This is a genomic window from Salinibacterium sp. (genome assembly GCF_031364185.1).
Taxonomy (GTDB): domain Bacteria; phylum Actinomycetota; class Actinomycetes; order Actinomycetales; family Microbacteriaceae; genus Rhodoglobus.
The window spans coordinates 1-22,050 of sequence record NZ_JANLVV010000001.1 but is presented as its reverse complement, the minus strand read 5'-3'; the positions used below and the strand labels follow the sequence as shown (position 1 = coordinate 22,050).

Here is a 22,050-nt window from a genome sequence, read left to right as displayed (position 1 = left end):
TCAGTATCCAGACCCGGGGATACCCACCCCGGGCATGGCCTGCACAGGAGAAGAATTGACACCTTCGGGACAGTCCGAGCCGAGCCAGCGCCAGAAGCGCCAGCGACCCGCGAAGCAGGGCTCCGGCCAGCGCCAGCCGGGCGGGCAACAGCGCCGCCGGGTGCGACCGGGAGACGACATCGGTGTCATCCCGGTACTTGCTCGGGCAGCACGCGAGGTCGAGACCGCTGTGCAGAAAGGTCCACTAAAGCCGGCAAATCGCGCGCGGTTCCAGGTTGCGACGCTGTTGCTGAGGGAGGAGCGAGCCAGGGTCAAGGTTGATAGGTCGCTGACTGACTCCGAGCGCGCCAACGAGCAAAAGCGGCTCGACGGCCTCGCTGGAATACTCGCGAAGACCGCGGCGCGCGACACAAGTCTGATCGTGATGCTGGGCGATGACGCCCCCGTCACCTCAGCCGCCAAGGCGCTTCGACGTGACCTCCTCATTGCGGCCGGGGTTGAACTGAGCGCCGACGAACTGGTCATCGCGACAGAGCCGAAGCCCGTGGATAAACAGGTTGAAAAGCAGGTTGTGCCGGCATCCGTGCGCCAGATGCAGATGTCAAACCCCTTCCTCGCACCCGATTTCAGTAACATGAGCGCTGCACCGGAACGAGTCAACCGGCTGGGCAACTGGGAACTCATCGAACCGTTGTTCCGCTCATTCGAATACGGGGCGGGCGGTGGGGCGGCCACGATGGACCTACCCGAAGCCACATCGCTTCGCACCCGCGGCAACCTCGAGATGATGCGTCACCAGGCGCGGTTCATCGAAGAGGTCAAAACCGGCCACCGCACCTTCCTGCTGGCGGATGAACCGGGACTGGGCAAGACGGCGGAGGCTTTGCTCGCAGCAGAGGCATCACTGTCGTACCCTCTCCTGGTCGTGGTGCCGAATGTCGTCAAGACGAACTGGGCACGCGAGGTCGAACTGTGGACGCCGGGCCGAACGGCCACGGTCGTGCACGGCGATGGCAAAGATGTCGATGCTTTCAGTGACGTGGTCATCGTCAACTACGAGATTCTCGACCGCCACGTGGGCTGGCTGGGTCGTTTCGGCTTCAAGGGCATGGTCGTCGACGAGGCGCACTTCATCAAGAACCTCAAGTCAGAGCGCTCAAAGCATGTTCTCGCCCTGTCGAAGAACATCAGGGCGAGCTTCCCGAAGGCGTTGCTGATGGCGCTCACGGGTACCCCCTTGATCAATTCGATCGAGGATTTCCGGGCGATCTGGCAGTTCCTCGGCTGGATTGATGAGAAGAAGCCGCTCGCCAGGCTCATGGACAAACTCGAAGACACGGGCTTGACGCCGGCAGATCTGGGATTCTTTTCCGAAGCGCGCCACGCCGTGGTCGAGATGGGTATCGTGCGTCGCAAGAAGGTGGATGTCGCGGCCGACATCCCTGCGCGCCGCATCGCCGACATTCCGGTCGAGCTCGATGACGACCTTGGTCGCTCGATCCGTGCGGCCGAGGCGGCCCTGACGGCGCGACTCGTGGAACGTTTCCGGCGGGTGCGCGGCCTGAAGCCGGACGCGACTGACGCTGACCTCATCCGGGTCGTGGCCCATGCGGAGCTCGACGAGTCCAAAGGCGCCAGTACCGGCGAGAACGTCTTTACGATGGTGCGGCGCATCGGCCAGGCGAAGGCCACTCTTGCCGCCGACTACACGGCCCAGCTGGCCAGGTCCGTCGGTAAGGTGGTGTTCTTCGCGAAGCACATCGATGTGATGGATACTGCAGAGGCGCACTTTGCGAAGGTTGGACTCACGTCGGTGTCGATTCGCGGGGACCAGAGCCCGAAGGCGCGCCAAGCCGCTATTGACTCCTTCGCCGATGATCCGGGCGTCTCGGTGGTGGTTGCCTCGCTGACCGCCGCCGGTGTGGGGCTCAACCTGCAGGCGGCGTCGAACGTCGTGCTCGCTGAGCTCAGCTGGACCAGCGCGGAGCAGACCCAGGCGATTGATCGGGTGCATCGGATTGGCCAGGATCTTCCGGTGACAGCGTGGCGCATCATCGCCGCGCACACCATCGACGCCAGGATCGCAGAACTCATCGACAGCAAGGCCGGCCTTGCCGCTCGCGCCCTCGACGGATCAGACGACGAGGTCACCGCCGAGTCCAATATCCAACTCGAAGCGCTGTCCAGCCTACTTCGAGATGCCATCAGCGCTGGCGCCGCATCCACTCCACAGCGCCGCGTGCGCCCTACTGTCGACGTCAGCACGTGAAGACCCCGCTGAGCGTCATCGGGTCCGCGACGCACTCACGTCTCCTCGGTCGGGAAGACGTGGTTTTTCGGAAGGGTCGCTTCACGCTGCTCAATGAGTCGCTTTCGCCGCGGGATGCCACGGCGGCGGACCTCGTCGCCATTCACGATGCGCTCGATGAGGCCGGCATCCAGCACCTCCTCGTCCGTCGGGATGACGACCGCGCGGTAATTGCCGTCGACAAGGCCAGGAGCGCCGAGACCGCAGCGGCTCTGGCCACGGCATTCGCGGCCGAACCGTTCTACGCTCGTGTCGGGTCAGACCCGGCGTCCCTCGTGGGCGAGGGAGTGCTCTCCCGTGCCAGCGAACCCACCGTGATCAGGCTGTACCGCCCCAGGATGAGCAGCAGGGGTCGACTGCGCTACGGGGCGTCGACCGGGGTCAGGCTGGAGTTCTGGGAGTTCGCACCGGACGTCATTCACGCGCCGGCAGAAAACGCCCTGATGCGTCGCAGCCTGCCGCGCAGTGAGGCGATCGACGCAACCGTCGAATTGCACGATCGAACCTGGTCAACCCTCGGGGGCATGTTCGACATGCTGGCCAGCGACGTCACCTTCGACATTGACATGGTGTTCTCCTGGGTCGATGGCTCTTCGTCCGAGTTTCAACGGGCTCGGGCCCAGCGCATGGAGGCATATGTCGTCGGTGATGGAGACGATTCGGATGCCCGTTTTCGCCAGATTGACGAACTCAGGTTCGCCCTGCGCAGCGTCTATCTCTACGCGCCGTGGGTTCGTCGGATCTTCATCGCGACCGACTCTCCGACTCCGGCCTGGCTGGCAGACCACCCTCGCGTCACGATCGTGCGCAGCGAAGAATTCTTTACGGACCTTGATGCGCTGCCGACTCACAATTCGCATGCCGTCGAAAGCCAATTGCATCGGATTGAGGGGTTGAGCGAACATTTCCTGTATTCCAATGACGACATGTTTTTCGGGCGCCCGGTTCGGCCCGATATGTTTTTCTCGCCGGGAGGGATCACTAGATTCATCGAGGCGACCACCCGAATTGGACTGGGCGAACCCAATCCCGAGCGAAGCGGGTTCGAGAACGCGGCGCGCGTGAACAGGGCGTTGCTGCAGCGTAGGTTCGGTCGCATCACGACACGACACCTCGAGCATGCTGCGACGCCCCTGCGACGGAGTGTCATGGCGGAGCTTGAGCGCGAGTTTCCGGAGGATTTCGCGCGCACGGCGGCGAGCGCCTTCCGCTCGAGCTCAGACATCTCGGTCACGAATTCTCTGTACCACTACTACGCCCTGATGACGGGTCGAGCGGTGGTGCAGACCGAGGCACACGTTCGCTACATCGAGACCACTCTCGCCACCGCGGCCTCGGAAATGGACGACATTCTCAAACATCGCGATTACGACTTCTTCTGCCTTAATGACGGCAGTAAGCCCGAGATCTCGGTGGCGAAACGCACCAGGAACGTGCGTGTGTTCCTCGAGCGATACTTCAGCATTCCCGCCGTGTGGGAGAAGCCGACCGAGCCGACCCCCGCGCGCGCTAGACCTGTACGCGGATCGGCATCGTCATCGGTGGCTCGGGAGCTACCGGCGGGTTGAGCCGGTGTGAGATGTGGATGCCGGATGCCTCGAGCCGGCGTGTCGACTCCGCGGCGTCGATGTACTCGAGCGCGGCGTGCTCGCCGACCGGCACCACGGAGTGCAGGACGGTGTTCTCGTACACATGCACGAGGTTGAAAGCACGAGCGCCGTCCCGACCGCGAGTGCCACCGACGGGCACGCTGAGATCCTGGGTGTAACAGGTTGCCGATGCCACCGAGACGGGAATGCCTGCGAAGGTGCCGGTCGAGCTGTAATGAAGGTGGCCGGCCAGGATGGCGCGGACGTCGGAACCGAACAGCACCTCTGCGAGCCCGGCCTGGTCGCGTAATTCGACCGCGACCGCCAGGTCGAGCACACTCGGCAGGGGCGGGTGGTGCATGGCCAATATTGTGCCGTGGGCGGCCGAGGTCGAAAGTTCTTCGGCAAGCCAGTCGAGCTGTGCGCCCGTCACCTCGCCGTGATGGTGGCCGGGAACGCTGGAGTCGAGAGTGATGATCCGTAGGCCATTGACGTCATACACGCGATCGACGGGGCGGGTGCTGGGTGGCTCGGCGAACAGCCGCTCACGGAATGAGGTGCGATCGTCGTGGTTTCCCATCACCCAGATGACCTGGGCACCCAGTCTCGCCGCGACGGGCTCGACCAGTGCTCGCAGCCGGTCGTAGGCATCCGGTTCGCCCTTATCGGCAAGGTCGCCGGTGAAGATGATCGCCTCGGGACGACCCCCGGACGCTTCGAGCTGGTCGAGGAGCTGGCGCAGGTGGAGTTCGCTATTGACGGTGCCGTAGAGGCTGTTTCCCCCTCCCAGCAGATGGGTGTCGCTGAGATGGAGCAGGAAATGGTCCGGCCGAGGATACTCGGAAGTTCGGATGATCACGGTGCATCCATTCGGGTCACGGTGCGTTCGGCGCGAGCGCACTTGCTGTACTGAAGTGCATCAGCACACCGTTAGTTCGGAGCGGACGTCACCGGCGATTCCCAGAATTGTTCATCTCGCGTTCAGTTCTCTACGCCGAGGTGCTCAGAAGGTCCCGGTTCACAACCTCCGTCATCAGCGGGCGACCCTCGTGCACAGCCGTTCAATGGCGTCGACCGGTATCGACAGCCATCCAGGCCGGTTTCGTGCCTCGTACACCGTTTCATACAGCGCCTTATCGAGCTCGAACGCATCAATAAGAGCCCGGTGGTGCCGGATGTCGCAGCCTGATGCGGCGCCGTAACCCTCCTCGAAAGCTGCCCTCGCTGTCGTGCTCCACTCGGGTGCCGGCGCGGCACCGCCCACGGCCAGCGAACCACACACGTAGTCAAAGGATCGCAGCATGCTTGCGATGTCACGCATCGGGCTGTCAAGCCTGCTGCGCTCGCGCATCGGGCGCATCGGTTCACCCTCGAAGTCAATAATGACCCAGCCGTGGTGCGGTACCGCCAACACCTGCCCGAGGTGGAAGTCGCCATGAATGCGCTGCAAAACGGGCCATGAGACGCTGGCGGCCTGCGCAAAGACCTGACGGATGGCAGGGCCGAAGCGTTCAAGCTCGGGGACCTCGGCGATGGCGGCAGCCAGGCGACCGTTCATGCTCTCAATCACCGCCTCGACATCGGCCGGCGTGACCTCGCTGGTAGGCATACTCGCCGCGAGCGTGGCGTGCACCCCGGCAGTGGCAATTCCGAGCGATCTCGCCTCGACTGAGAAGCCAGTCCCTTCGGCCGCTGCGGCCAGGGCGACGCGCCACGCATCCTGCACCCCCGGCAGGAACTCCTGGGCAAACGCGAGATGACCCGTGGCACGCCCGCTACTCTCGCCGCGATCACTCCATTCCGCCACGATGTGACCGACGGGTTGCGGAACCGTCGGCGAGCCGGCCTGGGCAAGGGCGGTCTGCAACACCACATCCGGATTATCTCCATCGTGGAGCGACCGAAACACTTTGCAGATCACGGGAGTTTCGCCCTCATGCTCGAAAATGATCGAAGTGTTGGATTGCTCTCCCGTCAGTACCCGAGAAACCAGGCCGCGGCCGACCCGGGGAGCCGTGCGCTTTCCCAGTGCCCACATTTGGTCGCCGGTTGACTCGGAACCGAGCGAAATGAAGTCAAGCAGTCCGGTCGTATAGGCAGGGTCGAACGGTCCGTCGTATACCGAGAATCCGTCGAACTCGCCGATCAGGGCGGTCGGGTTGGCGAGCGGTACCGATCGGTAGGTGAGGGGCACCTGGTACAGCGCCGGCGTGCCGACGGTGTGGTCGAGAAGCAGATGGGTGGTGACCCGGATGCCGGGCTCTGACTGTTCGAGATCCCAGGTGCCTATCTGCTCAAGAGCGGGCGCGGCACCCCGATTGGCGAACCAGCGCTGCCGGGTCATCCATGGGGCGAGAAATGCCAGGAAGGGGGCCGGATCGGGTGTGATCGCCGGGGTCGAAGTCATATTCCAGACTAGCCACGCGAACGTCGAGATGGTCAAGGGCTTGTAGCGTTAGGTCGGTCGTGGCACGACCATAGTCACGACACTCAGGAGCCGGCGGACGGGCCACAAACCGCGATTCACGCCGGCCAGCGCCCCGTAGACTTACGGGATCGCCAGTCAAGGGAGATTAGTCGATGGATCACACGCCACAAGCGTCAATACCCACACGTGCAGAACCCACACGTACAGAACCCACACGTACAGTACCCACACGCACAGCAGCATCAGCCGATCACAACCAGGGTAATCACAGCCAGAGTTATCACGGCCAGAGCTACCACAGCCAGCACGATCGCAGCACGGATTCGGCACAGAGCATCGCCGGGGATGAGAACTCTCCCCGCAGGGCATATGAGACCGCACTCGAGCTGACAGACGGAACCCGCGACGAGAGCGACTCTCTCGGGAGCATGGCGATTCCGTCTTCGGCCTATTGGGGCATCCACACCGCCCGCGCCCTGGAAAACTTCCCGATCACGCGGCGCGCCATCTACAACTATCCCGACCTGATCAGAGCGCTGGCGAGGGTGAAGCAGGCCGCGGCCAGGGCGAACGCCGAAATCGGCGTGCTGGATGCGCGCAAGGCCGGCGTCATCGACCAGGTCTGCCAGGAGATCATCGATGGCGAACTTCACGCGGAATTCAGGGTTGGGGTGATCCAGGGGGGTGCGGGAACATCCACGAACATGAATGCGAACGAGGTCATAGCCAACCGCGGACTCGAGTTGATGGGGTTTGAGAAGGGTGATTACGCGCAACTCAGCCCGATCGACGACGTCAACCGCAGCCAGAGCACCAACGACGTATATCCGACTGCGATAAAGCTGGCAATGGTCTTCGGGCTGCAACGACTTCTCGCCGAGCATAAGTTGCTCACCGGCGCATTCGCGGCAAAGGGCCGCGAATTTAACCAGATTCTCAAAATCGGTCGAACGCAGCTTCAGGATGCAGTGCCGATGACGCTCGGCCAGGAGTTCACGGGCTTCTCGCATACCCTCGCGGAGGACTACGACCGCCTCAGTGAGACTATTCCGTGGCTCAACGAGATCAACATGGGTGCCACCGCGATCGGCACCGGAATCACGGCAGACTCGCGCTATGCGGCCGCCGTGTGCCGTCACCTGATCGAGGTCACGGGAATCCATATGGAGACGGCGCCTGACCTCATTGAGGCGACCAGCGACGCGGGCATTTTCATGACCGTCAGCGGGGTGTTGAAGCGCGCCGCGGTCAAATTGTCGAAGATCTGCAACGACCTTAGGCTGTTGTCGAGCGGGCCGCAGGCAGGCATTGGTGAGATCAACCTTCCCCCACGCCAGGCCGGTTCGTCGATCATGCCCGGCAAGGTGAACCCCGTGATTCCCGAGGTGGTCAACCAGGTCGCCTTCAGCGTCATCGGAGCGGACGCGACGGTCACGGCCGCGGCGGAGGGGGGCCAACTGCAACTGAATGCCTTCGAGCCCGTGATTGCGCACAGCATCCTGCAATCACTGTCATGGATGACGAACGCCTGCTACACCCTGCGCGTCAACTGTGTTGATGGAATCACCGCCAATATTGAGCGGCTCGCGATGCAGGTCGAGACGAGTGTCGGCGTCGTGACCGCTCTGACGCCCTACATCGGATACGCCGCAGCGGCAACGCTCGCCCACAGCGCGCTCACCACTCAGGCATCGATCGCAGATCTCGTGGTCTCGTCCGGGCTGATGACCGCCGAGAAGGTTGCGCAGGTGCTGTCTCCAGAACGACTCAGCGGGATGGTGCCGATCACCGCCGCGATTACGCTACCGGTGTTGCCACACCAGGATTAGACCTTCGGGTCGTCATCCTCGTCGTCGACGATGTCGAGTGCTTTCTCGCGAATTTCACCCGCGCTGGCAACGGCATTGTCTACGGCGGCCTCCCCGCGTACGCGAAGATCTGCGGCAACCTTGCCAGCCTGGTCGCGTACATCGCTAGCAACGTCGGTGACCCTGTCCGCCACATCTCTGGCGGTCGTGGTGGTTCTGGCGGCGACATCCCGCGCGGTGTCTACGACCCTGTCCCTGACATCCTTCGCGACTCCGGGCGCTGCCTTCGCCGCGGCGTCGGCGCGCTCTCGGATCAGCGGAGTCTGCTGCCTCGCGTAGGCCTCGACATCATGGCGGGTTTTCGAGACGCGCGGGTTTTCCCATAGCGCGATGACCCGTGCCTTGATCTGGTCATAGCGCTCCCGCCCTGCGTGCGACCCGAACAGGTAGCCCACCGCTATCCCGGCACCGACAATGAAAAGTTTGCGTTTCATACCTCCACCATAAGTGTGGGCGGTGACAGTAGTGCACATCACTCAGGGCACATCACTCAGTGCACATCCCGCGAGGCCGCCGCCGACTGCTCGCGGATGGCCCTGCCATCGGAGACGTCCTGTGCGCGTTGCCTCGCCAACATGAGATTGCGCGTCGTATCACGCATCGGTAGTTGGACCACCTCTTCGGCGGCGATGCCCGCCCCGAGTTGGCGCAGGCGCATCACCTCGGCATCCACCTCCGCTCCGAGCACGAGCACGACGTTGGTGATGTAGAGCCACACGAGCAGTGCGAGACCGCCGCCGAGCCATCCATATATTCGATCGTAGGTGCCCACGTTGGTCACATACAGGCCGAACAGGGTCGTTGCCAGCGCCCAGGCGACGATCGCAAACAGGGCCCCGAAGCTCACCCAGCGCAGTCTCTCGTGCCGCACATTGGGAGTGACGTAGTAGAGCACGCCCATCACCAGGGCGACCAGGATCACGAGAATTGGCCATCGCCCGATCGACCAGATCGTGATCCAGGGAGCGCCGACACCGACCGCACCCCCGATGGCGGCGGCCACACTCGGGGTGATGATCAGCAGCGCCACGATCGCGCCAAATATCACCAGCAGAAACAGTGCCAGAACGAGCATCAGGCCACGAAACTTCCAGATCTGCCGGCCTTCCTGCACTTCATAAACGCTGTTCACCGCGCGACCGAACGCGGTAGAGAAGCTCGAGAGTGACCACAGCGACAGAATGAGCCCGATGGCGAGCGCGAGCGCCGGGTTCGCGATGGTGAAAAGCTGGATGATGGGTTGCCGAAGGGTTTCTACTGTCGACGCCTGCGCGACCTCATCGACGATGCCGAGGATGACCGTGGCAGCATCGCGTGTGCCTTCGGACAACGCGAACACGGAGACGACCGTCAGTGCACCGGGGAACAGCGCGAGTGCGGAGAAGAAGGTGAGTGCCGCCGCAGAATCGAGCCCACGATGGCGCACGAATCCGTGCCATGTTCTGCGGGCGGCGTATCTCCACGCTGAGGCTGGTAACCCCTGTGTGGTTTGCGCTGCACCTCGACGTTCGCTGCTCATCCCTTGATGGTAGGAGTCTGCGGCGGTGCGCCAGGCCCCGTGCGCTTCGACAGCACAGGTGGCCGGGCTCGCCACAGGTGCAGGCCCGCGTAGGTGCGCCACGGCGCCCAACGGGCGCTGTAGGCGTCGAGCGCCCTCATCGTCGAAGGCATCCCCAGGTTCGCGGCACTCTGCTGCATGACCAGGTCGCTGGACAGCATGATGTCGGGATTACCCAGCACCCTCATTGCCACGTAGCCGGCCGTCCATGGCCCGATCCCCGGCATCGCGACCAGCTTGGCAACGAGCTCGTCCGATGGCATCCCCAGGTCGAGTACGAGCTCGCCCGAGGCGATGGCCTCGGCCGCTCCCACTATCGTCGCCACTCGCGACGCCGGGCCACGGAGCACCTCTCGACCGTTCTCGGCCAGCCGCAATGCCGTGGGAAACAGGCCGTCAGAGCCAAGCTGCCTGGTGATGTTGCCCAGCACTGTTCGGGCGGCAGCCACCGAGATTTGCTGCCCGACAAGGGTGCGGAATAGGGCTTCGTCCGCGTCCACCACGCCGGGCAGGCGCAGGCCCGGCAGCCCGGAGACGAGCGGCCTGAGCTTCGGGTCGGTGGCCAGCGCGGTATCGATGGCGACCGAATCCGCGTCGAGGTCACAGAGCCTGCGCACGCGTGAGACGAGGGCCGTGACATCCGAGACATCATTCAGTCTCGCTCGGCACAGGACGGCGTCGCCGTCGAGTGTCATGTCCACGTCGGCAACTCCCGTGGGCAGGCGAAGGCGGCGTGAGAAGGAATGGTCGTCTCCCACTTCGAGCCCGGCGACCGCATGGTCAGCGAAGAACCGCATCAGGCCCGCCCCGTCGAACGGTGCGCGGGCGGGCAGGCGCAGGGTGATGCTCGTCGACCCAGCGGCGAATCTGGGATCAAATCCTGGATCGGACCCTGGATCGGATCCTGGATCACTGCCGAGCGTCAGTCGACCTCCCTGACTGCCCTGACCTCGTCGCGCGAGTGCGCGGAGGGCGCTGGGGGTTGATTCATACACGGCCTGAATGGTGTCGTTGAACTGCCTGATACTCGAAAAGCCGGCGGCGAACGCCACATCGGCTACCGACAGGTTGGTTGACGCCAATAGATGCCGTGCGCTTTGGGCGCGATGCGCGCGCGCGAGCGACAGCGGGCCGGCGCCGAGTTCGCTCGTGAGCACCCTCGTGAGATGCCTGCTCGTATAGCCGAGCCTCGCCGCAAGGCCCTGCACGCCGTCGCGCTCGATGACGCCATCGGTGATCAACCGCATCGCGCGGGAGGCAAGGTCGTCGCTGAGGTTCCAGTCCGGGGAGCCGGGCACGGCGTCAGGCTGGCAACGCTTACAGGCCCGCAGGCCGGCTTCGTGTGCGGCCGCAGCAGTCCTGAAGAAACTGACATTCTTCGCGTGCGGTGTCATGGCAGCACAACTCGGTCTGCAGTAGATTCCGGTCGAATGCACTCCGGCGATAAATTGCCCGTCGAATCGTGAGTCGCGGGAGGCCAGCGCGCGATACCGCTCGGCGAATCGAGGGTCGGTGCTTCCGTGGGTGCTCATCACCTCAGAATCACATGGTCCACTGACATCCACTAGCGAAAATCAGACATGGCGAACTCATCACCCCGACTCGCCGCACGAGCGGGCTGTGCATTCACCGGACCGCTAGCCCATTCGGGGGACAAGGTCAAGCCCTGTCTCCCGGCGAGAGTGTCGGATTGACTGTGCAGGTGAGCGCAGAATTGACCAGTTCCCAAGCCGTCACCGGCCGCCCTCTGACCGCCGGACAACGGGCACGCATGCGCGCCAGGTTGGTGGATGACCTGCAGGAGGCTCGCAACCTCGAGACGCGACTTCGCCACGATGTCGCAGACGGGATCGCGTCACGTCGGGGTTCGACAAACGACGAGGTGGACGACCCGGAGGGCGCAAATACCGCCTTCGAAGGGGCACAGTCCAATGCGATGGTGCAGCACACCCGACGTCACATTGACGAGATCCTGGCGGCCCTGGTTCGATTGGATGTTGCGACCTATGGCGCGTGCGAGCGTTGCGGTGGTGCCATTTCTAAGCCGAGGCTGGACGCACGCCCGGCCGCGGCGTACTGCATCGCCTGCGCCGCCTGACCCCTTCCGGCCCCCGGTGTGGTCCGGCAAATGACACAATGGCCGAATGACCGCAATTTCGTCCCGTGTCGTGCGCACCGAAACGGTCGTCGCGCAGCTTTCTGATGCGCTCGGGGATGCTCTCTCGACGTCCGCCGCCGAAACAGAACGCACCCGCTCCGATAAGTCGGGGCACGTCTCCGCTTCAGCACCGCTCGCGGTCGTCACCGCACGCTCTGTTGACGATGTGCAGGCGGTCATGCGCATTGCCTCGGCCACGGGCACTCCCGTGGTCACCCGTGGCGCTGGCACCGGGCTTGCCGGGGGCGCGATCGGCGACGCCGGCGAAATAGTGCTGAGTACCCTCGCGATGAATTCTCTACTCGAGGTCTCGGTCGACGACGAACTCGCCGTCGTGCAGCCGGGCATCATCAACGCAGAGCTGAATCGACTTCTCGAGCCACACGGCCTCTGGTTCACCCCAGACCCTGCCAGCCGTGCCATCTCTACGGTCGGCGGCAACATCGCAACGAACGCCGGCGGCCTGCTGTGCGCGAAGTACGGCGTCACCCGCGAGTCGATCCTGGGAGTGAAGGTCGTGATGGCAGACGGTCGACTTCTCGAGTTCGGCCATCGCACGGTCAAAGGCGTCACCGGCCTCGACCTGACCGCTCTGATGATCGGGTCTGAAGGGACCCTCGGCGTGATCGTGGAAGCGACGCTTCGACTGCGCAGACTCGTCACCGGAACGGTGGCGACCATCAGCGCGAGATTCGACACGGTGGATGACGCGGCACGGGCCGCGGCGGTAATCACCTCGTCCGGCCTGAGGCCTGCCGTCATGGAACTGGTCGGCGAGAGCGCCATGGCCGCAATAGGCGCGTATCTGGGGATCGAGCATCCCGCAGGATCGCAGCTGATGATCCAGACCGACGGACCGGGTGCCGCGCAGGAGGCCGAGTCGATCTTCGCGATCGTCTCCTCCCTCGGCGGTGTTGGTGAACTGTCGCTCGACCCGGTTGCCGGCGAGAAGCTCTTTTCGATCCGTCGAGCATTTCATCCCGCCATGGCGGCGCTCGGCACCGTGTTGATAGAGGACGTCTGTGTGCCGCGCAGCGTACTGCCTGCCATGTTTGCCGCGATCGGTGAAATCGAGCACAGGTATGACATCACCATTCCCACGGTGGCGCATGCGGGCGATGGCAACCTGCATCCCAATTTCGTGTTCAATGACGAGAGCGGGGGCGGGGTGCCCGCGGCGATCTGGGCTGCCGCTGACGAGCTGTTCCTCGCGGCACTGAGGCTTGGAGGCACGCTCACGGGGGAGCACGGCATTGGCCTGCTGAAGCGGCGCTGGCTTCGTGACGAGCTCGGGGACGACCAGTTGGAGTTGCAACGGCAGATCAAGGCAGTCTTCGATCCTCTCGGAATCATGAATCCTGGGAAGGTCTTCTGAACTACCTGGGTGGAGGAATATCCGGAGCAGGGCTGCCGTTTTGCTGGGTATGAGTTCCTCTGGTGTAACTGCTCGCATGATTGCTCCTCGACTTCTCGCGGGCGAGGTCCGCGTTCGTGTGGGAGCCGTCGGAGTGAGTGCTCTCGGCACACAGGTAGCAGGCATCATCGACGGAGTGGGGCCAGACAGCGCCGGGTTTGCCAAGAACGACAGGGTCGCCTTCCGCTCACTTGCCCCCACGTCCGCGGCAATAATCACCGTCGCCGAGCGCGACCTCATCGGCATTCCGGCCGACGTCACGCTTGATGCGGCAGCCGCCCTGTTCCCCTGTGCCATGCTGGCCCGCTCGGTCGTGAAGCAGGTGCACGCGGTGGGGCGCGGCACTCGCGTCGCGCTCACAGATGTCTCGGTTGTGGCACCGTTCGTTGTGGCGTGGGCCCACCATCTTGGGGCGACAGTACTCAGTGACGCGATCGCGCAGCTGGAGGCCTCCGACGTCATCATCTCCGGCCGGAGCGTGCGCACCGCGCTGGGTATGCGCCCCGGCCACGGGTCGGTCCAGCAGGTCGCCTCAGATGTGTTCGCCGCCATGCGGTCGGGGGCGTTCGACGCCATCTCCACGAGTACGGCGGAACAGGCTCGTCAGGGTTCCCGATCTCCGGTGCTGCTGCATCCAGCCGAGGTATCGCTTGCCGCCTGATCTGGCGGCGGCCGTGATCAGGGCGACACTCACCCGGGCTTATTCGGTCATGCCGACGTGGAGAGACCTGACAGGGTAAGCGCGCGGCTAAGGTCTTGTCATGTCGTCTTTCGAGTTCATCAGTCTCGCCATCTGGGTGGGGGTCATTGCGCTCCAGCTGGCAGATCTGACCCTCACTGCGAGCCGGGTTCCACAACTTTCGGCGTTCAGCGTGCTGCGCGATGAGGTGCAGGATGCCGCGAGCGCTCGACTTGCGACCGAACAGCTCGACGACTTCCGTGACAGGCTCGCGGCTCTCGACGACCGCGAGGCGGCCAGATCCGTACCGTCGGCACGGGGAGCTAACGCGCAGCTCTGGAAGGGAATCCCGTGGCACCTGGTCGCTGTTGCGGCGTCGTTCCTCCCCGTAATTGCCTCCGCTTCACTGCCTAACGCGAACGTTGGCGCTGCCGTGATGGCCCTGCTGCTGCCGGTGATCAGCTATGTGCTCGCGTTGGCGGTGGCACGGGCATCCGTGGCCGCAGCCGGTGCACGATCGAGCCTGCACACGCACCAGCGCGCCGAAATTATTGTGTTGCTCGATGCGGCCGCCAGGACCTCGCGAAAGAAGGTTGTCGGGCTTGGCGACCGCGTCGCACGGGCGTTGCAGATCCTGCGTGAGCAACAGGCTCAGTGACGACGACCCGCTAGGGTGTCGGCATGACCAACCCCGCGGCTGACTCCACTGAGGCCACTCCGACAGCCCAGGCCAACCCGACATCGACCACGCCCGACCTGACCGCCTCGTCGGGGGCGTCGCGAATGGCACCGTCTGTCGCTCCCTCCGAGGTCTCGGCGCAGGTCTCCGGGGCAACGCAACCAGGGTTGACCGCCGTGATCAAACCCGGCAACACCGCACTGGTGCTCGGCATCGTTGGGGTGATCATCCTGTCGATTCTTGCGCTGGGTGTTGCGGGCTACCTCGTTCTTTCACTGGGTGGTGACGCCGTCGCGCTGGGCGGCCTGATGGCCTTCATCCCGCTGGCAATCGTGTTCCTGGGGGTGCGCTGGATCGATCGCTGGGAGCCGGAACCCAGGCTCGCTGTGCTCTTCGCCTTTCTGTGGGGCTCGGCCGTTGCGGTCATCATTGCCCTGGTGGTGGGAAGCGGCGTCGACCCGGTGATCACCCTCGTCTCCCAGGGTGACGACGTCATCTACGAGTTCATCGGGGCCGCGATCCAGGCGCCGCTGGTGGAAGAGTCCGCCAAGGGTCTGGGGCTTCTCTTGATATTCTTCGTTGCGCGCAAATATTTCGACGGCCCTGTCGACGGTGTCGTCTATGCGGCCTGGGTCGCCGGTGGATTTGCCTTCACCGAGAACATCCTCTACTTCGGCTCCCAGCTGCTCGACGCCGGTACCGCCTTCTCTCCCGACGTCGCCTACATTTTTTTCGTGCGCGGAGTGATGTCCCCCTTTGCCCACGTGATGTTCACGATGTTTACGGGCCTCGCCCTCGGGTTCGCCGCTCGACGTGGCCTCGGCGTTGTCGGTGCGATCGGATTCTTCCTTATCGGGCTCATTCCGGCGATGCTGTTGCATGCCCTCTGGAACGGTGCCCTGTTCTTCGTGAACGATTTTTTCGGATACTACGCGATCGTCCAGTTCCCGCTCTTCGTGCTCGCAATCCTTCTGGTGCGATTCCTGCGCAGGCAAGAATCCAAGCTCACCTTCGATCGCCTCAGCGAGTACGCCAGCGTGGGCTGGTTTGCCCAGGACGAGATTGCGGCGCTGGCGACTCCCCGAGGCCGCAGACAGGCGCTCGAGTGGGCTGGCCGTCACGGTCGGCGGCCAGCGATGAAGCGCTATATTCGGGATGCCACACAACTGGCTTTCACCCGCCAGCGCATCGTCACCGGACGTGGCGGCCTCGGGGCGACCCTCGACGAGGCCGCGATGCTGTCGGCTATCATCGAGTCGCGCTCGTTGCTCGTCGGGGCGGGAGCGTCGACTCCGCCTGCCGCCGGCAGGTAGTCTCAGCGGAACTCAGAGGCAAGAAGCCGCGTGTGAGGTCCGGTCTTGCCTATAAGCCCCGTAAAAACACTCATCGCCCAGCCGGTGCGGCAATGCCTGCGACTCAGACTGGGCGATAAGTTGATCTGCTGACAGCGTGGCACTATCGGAGCGCCAGCGCAAGACCCCCGATGCCATTCGAGGGTCACCTGACAATGACCTCGGCCGCGTAGACTGGACCGCTGGATTTCGGGCCGCGCTGACCAGCGTCTGGTCTGTGAAAGTTGCTGCTGCACGAGCCACATTCGTGCAAGCCCGGCTGCCAGAACAAGTGGAGTGGAAATCAGGGTCGTGAAGGGATTGTTGCATGCCGTCAAGCGAACTTGAGAGCGAACGACACTACGTCAGCACCCTCTACGCAAGGCTGGACGTGCTTCGAGTGGAGGCCCAGGCACAGCTTGAAGCCGTGCGCAGGAGCAATCCCGGCGGTACCCACCAGAACCGCTCGGAGCGAGACGCGTTTGCCCGCATCTATGAGGATCGCATCAGCCAGTTGCGCCAAATCGACGAGCGGCTGGCATTTGGACGCCTCGAGCTCGATTCGAAGGAGGGCGAGCCACCGGTGCATCGCTACATTGGCCGCATCGGGCTGCGCGATCACGACCTGGTTCCGCTGTTGCTCGATTGGCGGGTGCCGCAGGCCCGCGCGTTTTACCAGGCAACCGCCGCGACGCCGTTGGGAGCTCGAGCACGCCGGCACCTCCAAAGCCAGGGCCGCGATATCGTGCGCATCGACGATGAGATCTTCGATCAGGAGCTGCTGACCGGGGATGTGAGCACCCTGCAGGGCGAAGCGGCGCTGCTGGCGACGCTGACGGCGCAGCGCACCGGCCGCATGGGCGATATCGTTGCCACGATCCAGGCTGAGCAGGATGCCATCATCCGCTCCGAGTTGCGGGGCACGCTTGTGGTGCAGGGCGGCCCTGGCACCGGCAAGACCGCTGTGGCGCTGCATCGTGCTGCCTACCTGCTGTACTCATACCGGGAACGGCTAGCTTCATCCGGAGTCTTGATTGTCGGCCCCAGCCGGTCATTTCTGCAGTACATCGAGGCGGTGCTTCCGTCCCTTGGTGAAACCGGCGTGGTGCTATCCAGCGTGGGCCAGCTCTTTCCGGGGGTCGACACCTCCCGGGATGACACCGCCGACATTGCCGCGCTTAAGGGGTCACTCGAGATGTCGACGCTGATTGCCAGGGCGGTGCGTTCGAGGCAGGTGGTGCCGACAGAATCGATCGTCGTCGACATCAACGGGGAGTTGCTCACGGTTGGGCCGCACGTCATCCACAGCGCCATGCAGCGTGCGTGGGATACGAAGAAGCCGCACAACCTCGCGAGGGTCAGTTTCAATAAGGCCGCGCTATCGAGCCTGGCGCGGATGCTCGCCGAGCAGTTGCGGTCGCACGGAAACACCATCGAGGAGAGCGACCAGTCCTGGTTGCGAGAAGATATTCGCACCTCTGACGACGTGAAGGTTGCGCTGAACACCGCGTGGATTCCGCTGTCTCCCCAGCGACTGCTGCAAGACCTATTTGCCCGGCCGCAGTGGCTCGCTTCACTTACGGACCGGTGGACTCCCGAACAGCGCGCGCTGCTTCACCGCGATCGCGACTCGCCCTTCACGGTCAGCGATGTCCCGTTGCTGGATGAGGCCGCTGAGCTTCTGGGCGAGGTGGATGCGAGTGCCGATGTCGATAAGCGGGAGCGCAAGCAGCAGCGCAAGCGTGATATCGAGAACGCCCAGGCGGCCATCGAGAATATGCAGGTCGGGGGCATGGTCGACGCCGAGACGCTTGCTGAGGGCTTTCAGGCGACGGTCGAGCGCGGCACGACGGCCGAGTTGGCCGCATCCGATCGCACCTGGGCATATGGCCACGTCGTAGTGGATGAAGCGCAGGAACTCTCGCCCATGCAGTGGAGGCTGCTGATGCGTCGAAACCCGCTGAAATCGTTCACGGTTGTGGGCGACATCGCCCAGGCTTCGGCGGCGGCCGCCGCGACGAGTTGGGCCGAGGCGTTGGCACCACACGTCGGCGAAAACTGGCGGCTCGAAGAATTGACCGTCAACTACCGCACCCCTGCCCAGATCTCTGGAGTCGCGGAGGCCATGGCACTCGCACATAGTGTCAACATCACACGGTCGCGGGCGGTGAGGCAGAGCGAGTGGCCCGTCCATGTCGTCTCCGTAGAGCACAGCCTTGCCGATGAGGTGGTGACCGTCGTGCGTGGCGATCGTGACATCGACTCCGGCGGAACCACGGCGGTCATTATGAGCGAGAGCCTCGTCGCCGTGGTGTGGCCCGCCCTCGCCGAAGCATTCGGGTCGGAGGTCGGTCGGGGTGCGGCCGGGCTGGCGCGCGCCATCGCGGTGCTCACGCCGCAGGAGTCCAAGGGCCTTGAGTTCGACGCCGTGGTGATCGTGGAGCCACAGGTCATCGTGGAGGAGATAGCCCGAGGTGCCGCAGCCCTGTACGTGGCGATGACTCGACCTACTCAGCGATTGCATCTGGTGACCTCCGGCCCCATCCCTGCCGGTATCGAGCAGAATACCGGGCCCGCGGCACCCCTCACTTGGGTGTGACCCTCAGTGGGGGATTGCCGCCGGGCTCACCGCTGGCCAGTATTGCCTTACGAACAACCCTCGGGGGAGGGAAAGTTCGTCAGGTGCGATTCGTCGCAGCGAGTGGGGCCGGAGGCGGGGGAGTCTCCGGCCCAACGTAGTTAACCAGGTAGGCGGAGGAACGGATGGCACCGAGCCGCGTCCTGCGCGAACGAGTTGCTGGCCAGTCGGCGATGTTCGACGTCGTTACCGCGCAAACTCTCGCACACCGCCAGTCCAGGGTGGCCCGAATCTTCGGGGTCAGCCCGCTCACATTCCAGTCGCGAAGTTTCTATCGAGGAGCGCTCGCCGAGTTGCTCGTGGGCGACGTGCTCGAGAATCTTGGTCAACGCTGGGACGTGCTTCACGATGTCCCACTCCGCAGCGGATCGCTCGACCACCTTGTCATCGGGCCCGCCGGCGTATTCACGGTGCACACGGCGCACTGCAGCGGGGTGGATGTGATCATCGACGGTGATTCCCTCGTTGTCGTTGGGGAGACGCGCGACGACATCCTGGTCGCGAGGGCGGAAGCTGAGGAGGCGTCACAACTATTGGCCGTCGCTGTGGGCAAGCCGGTTGTGGTGTGTCCGTTGCTCGTGGTGGTCGACCCCAAGCGGCTGATCATCAAGGTTCTCGCCAGTGAAGTGCGCATTATCGCCTCCGCTGACATCGAGCGACTGCTGGGCTCGGCACCCCATACTTTGAGCGGCGATGACGTCGCTTTCATCTCCGATGTGGCCGACCTGGATGCCACCTGGCCTGCGGCGGGCACGACCGCGCTCGATACCCAACAACTTCACCGAGACTTTGGACTAATCCGCGCGCGGGTGCGAAGCGCCCTGGTGCGGCGCATCGCCTGGGCCGCCGTCGCCACGGGTGTGGTGTATCTCTCGGTCTGTACTGTGATCGCCGCCTTTGTGTCGATCATGATGACCAGCCCGTGATGCCATGGAGGCTTCTCCCGCGCTGGTGCGGCACGATAGAGGGATGTTCCTGCGGCACCCGATCCTGAGCTTCGTGACGTTGGCCTATCTGGCCCTCGTCGGCTGGCTCACGCTCACGCCGCTCTCCACCGGGCTGGAATCCGGTGCGCTGTGGCAACTCGCGGAACTTCTGGGGCGCTACCCGGCCACCGAGTGGTTCACCTTTCTGCGGCTTGAGTTCCTCGCAAACATCGCGATGTTCGTGCCATTCGGAATTTTTTTAGTCCTGCTGTTCGGCAGGAGGATGTGGTGGCTTGCCGTCGTGCTCGGGGTGCTGATGACGATCGGGATCGAGTTTGCCCAGCAGTTCGTGCCGAATCGGGTGTCCGACCCTCGTGACCTTCTGGCCAACTCACTCGGTGCCGTGATCGGGGCGGTGCTCGCCCTCGTGCTGACGGCATCGAAGGCGCGTCGCATCCGAGTGACCGGCTCTCCACGGCGCGCATCCCCCTAAACCGTCGCCCTGGCCTACCCTGAGGGCATGAGTTCGCGGCTCGGCACTGCCCAGTGGTGGGCGTTCGCGCCGTATGCAACGGTCGGCAGCCTGCACCTGGTCGCACTCGTTATCGGCGTCACCACGGTGTCGGCCGCCACCAAGGGTCTTTTGATGCCAGCCCTTCTGCTCGGGATGCTCGTGGCCCTGCCCGCCGTCCGGAGCGGCATTGCACTCTGGGGTGGCCTTGCCCTGCTCTTCTCCTGGGCCGGTGACCTGTTGCTCTCCACCCCCGGCAACTCAGGATTCGTTGCCGGCCTCGGTGCCTTCCTGATTGCTCACGTCGCCTACCTGGTGTTGTTCCTGCGCGAGTTTCGCGTGCGCAGGGTGCCGCGGGTGGCGTTCGCTTTGGTGTTCTGGTGGGCAGCGCTGCTGGTGGTACTCGGCCCCTACCTCGGCACGCTGCTGCTCCCGGTGGCGGTCTATGGGTTCGTGCTTGGCGGGTCGACGGCCGCGGCATTCGGCGCGACTCGCACAATCGCGATCGGAGGGCTGCTGTTTCTTGCGTCGGATACCCTGCTCGCCTTCAAGCTGTTCTGGCCCGACTTCGCACTCTGGCAGAAAGACTCTTTGGTCATGCTGGGCTACATCCTGGGCCAGGGGTTGATCATTCTCGGCACGGTACTGATCGCTCGCCGCCGAGGCCTCATCCGCACTGCTGCCAGCGACGCCACGCCCAGGGAGTTCACTCGGTAGCAGCAAGCCGGGCCTATTCGGTGATGCAGCTCCCGCTTGAGACGGCATCGGTGAGACCGGCAGCCTGGGAGGCGACCGGCCCCAGCTCCGCCATGGTCATGGCATATCCGACCTTCTCGTTATCAGCGTTGCGGGCAAAAACTACGCCGGAGACGCGCCCGTCAAGGGTCAGCAGTGGTCCGCCCGAGTTGCCTTCGCGCACCGTTGCTGCAAGCGTGTAGACCTCACGGTTATTCGAGTTTGACCCATAAATATCGGCCACCTTTGCGGTGCTCACCGAGATGACATCGGCCGCTCCGGAAATGAACGGTCCTCCGTACGGGTAGCCCTCCACCACGGCGTCGTCGCCTTCGTTCAGGGTCTCACTGGCACTGAGTGCCGCCGCAGATAGCCCGGGAGCAGCGATGACCGCGAGATCGTCGATGGGGTCGAAGTAGACGATCGAGCCCGTCACGACTTCACCGTTGGGGGCCTCGATCACGGGTTCGCTAACGCCAGCTACCACGTGGGCATTCGTGATGATGCGGTCGTCCGAAATCACGAATCCGGAACCAGACTGCGATCGGCCGCACGCATAAGCGTTGCCGGTGATTCGCACCACAGACTGCGCGGCCGTGTTGAGGGCCTCACTGCCGGTGTCGATCTGCGGGATGGTTGCGGTCTTCTCTCCGAGCGCATCGGTGATGATCGGGATTCCGCGGTCGACTACCGCGCCGCGCATTTGCGCGAGAAACGCCTGCACGGGTGCCGGGGTGACGGTCGTAATGGTGGTGAGAATCGTTGAGTCGGCGATGGCCTTCGAGAGAACCGGCACCCCGAGCTGGCTGGCGCTGAAGGAGACGACGGATGCTACGAGCGCGGCAGCCACGCCGGTAACGACAGCTCCGGCCACCCTGTCGAACCCACCCAGCGCGCTTTTCGCCACTCCGCGACGCACTCCGCGCCCAATCGCGCTGCCCAATGCGTGCCCGAACCCCACAAGACCAACGGCAACAAAAATGGTGACGGCCGGACGCAGCAATGACACGGGCACCCACGTCGCGGCAAGTGGCGCCAGAAAGAATGCCCCGACCACTCCGGCCACCACACCCGCAATCACAAAGACGCTTCGAGAGAATCCATTGCGGAAGCCGTACACGCTGTAGGCGATCAGCACGAGACCGAGCACGATGTCGAGAACCAGTGAGCCGCTCACTGGCGGCGCCTGGACGTCTGCTTGGTCATTCCATGACCCTAACCCGCATGA

Annotated in this window: 18 protein-coding genes; 12 read left to right on the top strand and 6 right to left on the bottom strand. The window is 64.0% G+C overall.

What is annotated here, in order from left to right:
- Positions 1 to 34 precede the first annotated feature (34 nt).
- Both RMN95_RS00090 and RMN95_RS00085 read left to right on the top strand, forming a co-directional pair.
- A complete protein-coding gene (locus RMN95_RS00090; RefSeq protein ID WP_397545193.1) occupies positions 35 to 2,269 on the top strand; it encodes a DEAD/DEAH box helicase in 2,235 nt (744 codons plus the stop codon).
- Positions 2,266 to 3,876: a stealth family protein gene (locus RMN95_RS00085; RefSeq protein WP_309614939.1), complete on the top strand. Its 1,611-nt coding sequence runs from the start codon at positions 2,266 to 2,268 to the stop codon at positions 3,874 to 3,876. Before RMN95_RS00090 ends, RMN95_RS00085 begins: the two co-directional genes overlap by 4 nt.
- Here the strand turns inward: RMN95_RS00085 and RMN95_RS00080 are convergent.
- On the bottom strand, positions 3,818 to 4,756 hold the full coding sequence (locus tag RMN95_RS00080; RefSeq protein WP_309614938.1) for a phosphodiesterase: 939 nt from the start codon (positions 4,754 to 4,756) through the stop codon (positions 3,818 to 3,820). The two genes, RMN95_RS00085 and RMN95_RS00080, sit on opposite strands and share 59 nt — an antisense overlap.
- A 174-nt stretch (positions 4,757 to 4,930) precedes the next feature.
- Positions 4,931 to 6,304 carry a maltokinase N-terminal cap-like domain-containing protein gene (locus RMN95_RS00075; protein WP_309614937.1) on the bottom strand — a complete coding sequence of 458 codons (1,374 nt, stop codon included), beginning with the start codon at positions 6,302 to 6,304 and terminating at the stop codon, positions 4,931 to 4,933.
- A 407-nt stretch (positions 6,305 to 6,711) separates the two neighbouring features.
- Here RMN95_RS00075 and RMN95_RS00070 point away from each other — a divergent pair, with 407 nt between their 5' ends.
- Positions 6,712 to 8,154 (top strand): aspartate ammonia-lyase, encoded by a 1,443-nt coding sequence (locus RMN95_RS00070; RefSeq protein WP_309614960.1) that lies wholly within the window; start codon positions 6,712 to 6,714, stop codon positions 8,152 to 8,154.
- On the opposite strand, the gene RMN95_RS00065 is transcribed toward RMN95_RS00070, so the two are convergent.
- The 3 genes from RMN95_RS00065 to RMN95_RS00055 are packed head-to-tail and all read right to left on the bottom strand — an operon-like array spanning position 8,151 to position 11,283.
- Positions 8,151 to 8,627 (bottom strand): protoporphyrinogen oxidase, encoded by a 477-nt coding sequence (locus tag RMN95_RS00065; RefSeq protein WP_309614936.1) that lies wholly within the window; start codon positions 8,625 to 8,627, stop codon positions 8,151 to 8,153. The two genes, RMN95_RS00070 and RMN95_RS00065, sit on opposite strands and share 4 nt — an antisense overlap.
- A 56-nt stretch (positions 8,628 to 8,683) precedes the next feature.
- Positions 8,684 to 9,712, bottom strand: coding sequence for a YihY/virulence factor BrkB family protein (locus tag RMN95_RS00060; protein WP_309614935.1), 1,029 nt, complete (start codon positions 9,710 to 9,712; stop codon positions 8,684 to 8,686).
- Positions 9,709 to 11,283: an AlkA N-terminal domain-containing protein gene (locus tag RMN95_RS00055; RefSeq protein WP_309614934.1), complete on the bottom strand. Its 1,575-nt coding sequence runs from the start codon at positions 11,281 to 11,283 to the stop codon at positions 9,709 to 9,711. The genes RMN95_RS00060 and RMN95_RS00055 overlap by 4 nt, the downstream gene beginning before the upstream one ends.
- A gap of 170 nt (positions 11,284 to 11,453) precedes the next feature.
- Between RMN95_RS00055 and RMN95_RS00050 the strand changes: the two genes are divergently transcribed.
- From RMN95_RS00050 to RMN95_RS00010, 9 genes are all read left to right on the top strand, one after another.
- Positions 11,454 to 11,849 carry a TraR/DksA C4-type zinc finger protein gene (locus RMN95_RS00050; RefSeq protein WP_309614933.1) on the top strand — a complete coding sequence of 132 codons (396 nt, stop codon included), beginning with the start codon at positions 11,454 to 11,456 and terminating at the stop codon, positions 11,847 to 11,849.
- A gap of 46 nt (positions 11,850 to 11,895) precedes the next feature.
- Positions 11,896 to 13,284, top strand: a complete 1,389-nt coding sequence (locus RMN95_RS00045) for an FAD-binding oxidoreductase (protein WP_309614932.1) — start codon at positions 11,896 to 11,898, stop codon at positions 13,282 to 13,284.
- A 76-nt stretch (positions 13,285 to 13,360) separates the two neighbouring features.
- A complete protein-coding gene (locus tag RMN95_RS00040) occupies positions 13,361 to 13,984 on the top strand; it encodes a hypothetical protein (protein ID WP_309614931.1) in 624 nt (207 codons plus the stop codon).
- 100 nt (positions 13,985 to 14,084) lie between these two features.
- Positions 14,085 to 14,660, top strand: coding sequence for a hypothetical protein (locus RMN95_RS00035; RefSeq protein ID WP_309614930.1), 576 nt, complete (start codon positions 14,085 to 14,087; stop codon positions 14,658 to 14,660).
- A gap of 23 nt (positions 14,661 to 14,683) precedes the next feature.
- Positions 14,684 to 15,994 carry a PrsW family intramembrane metalloprotease gene (locus tag RMN95_RS00030; protein WP_309614929.1) on the top strand — a complete coding sequence of 437 codons (1,311 nt, stop codon included), beginning with the start codon at positions 14,684 to 14,686 and terminating at the stop codon, positions 15,992 to 15,994.
- Between the two features lie 346 nt (positions 15,995 to 16,340).
- Positions 16,341 to 18,611, top strand: a complete 2,271-nt coding sequence (locus tag RMN95_RS00025; RefSeq protein ID WP_309614928.1) for a UvrD-helicase domain-containing protein — start codon at positions 16,341 to 16,343, stop codon at positions 18,609 to 18,611.
- A gap of 164 nt (positions 18,612 to 18,775) precedes the next feature.
- Positions 18,776 to 19,576 carry a nuclease-related domain-containing protein gene (locus RMN95_RS00020; RefSeq protein ID WP_309614927.1) on the top strand — a complete coding sequence of 267 codons (801 nt, stop codon included), beginning with the start codon at positions 18,776 to 18,778 and terminating at the stop codon, positions 19,574 to 19,576.
- A 43-nt stretch (positions 19,577 to 19,619) separates the two neighbouring features.
- Positions 19,620 to 20,069: a VanZ family protein gene (locus RMN95_RS00015; protein ID WP_309614926.1), complete on the top strand. Its 450-nt coding sequence runs from the start codon at positions 19,620 to 19,622 to the stop codon at positions 20,067 to 20,069.
- Positions 20,070 to 20,096: 27 nt separating this feature from the next.
- Positions 20,097 to 20,804 (top strand): lysoplasmalogenase, encoded by a 708-nt coding sequence (locus RMN95_RS00010; protein ID WP_309614925.1) that lies wholly within the window; start codon positions 20,097 to 20,099, stop codon positions 20,802 to 20,804.
- Positions 20,805 to 20,817: 13 nt separating this feature from the next.
- Here RMN95_RS00010 and RMN95_RS00005 read toward each other — a convergent pair whose 3' ends face one another.
- Positions 20,818 to 21,999, bottom strand: a complete 1,182-nt coding sequence (locus RMN95_RS00005) for a MarP family serine protease (protein ID WP_309614924.1) — start codon at positions 21,997 to 21,999, stop codon at positions 20,818 to 20,820.
- Between the last annotated feature and the right edge of the window lie 51 nt (positions 22,000 to 22,050).